Source organism: Bacillus sanguinis (assembly GCF_018332475.1).
GTDB classification, from domain to species: Bacteria; Bacillota; Bacilli; order Bacillales; family Bacillaceae_G; genus Bacillus_A; species Bacillus_A sanguinis.
Genome location: NZ_BOQB01000721.1, coordinates 1 through 203, shown reverse-complemented (window position 1 = coordinate 203; position 203 = coordinate 1). Strand labels below are relative to the sequence as shown.

Here is a 203-nt window from a genome sequence, read left to right as displayed (position 1 = left end):
ACCATACCGAGAAAAGCTTGCAAAGCACCAGAGACTGGTATGGCCTGAAAAGCTAAATAAGATAAAAGATAATAGCACCAAAATCATGAGGCGTTAGTTGTGCTAAAGCAGATTTTCCCAGCAGTTTAAGTGACAATAAAAATAAAATAAAAAAGAATGATACGTTACATAAAAAGAGAAGCAATAGGGACACTACTTCGTGC

Annotated in this window: 1 pseudogene; it reads right to left on the bottom strand. The window is 36.0% G+C overall.

What is annotated here, in order from left to right:
• Nucleotides 1–184, bottom strand: a pseudogene (locus KI369_RS29355) (DUF421 domain-containing protein); the annotation flags it as partial.
• Nucleotides 185–203 lie beyond the last annotated feature (19 nt).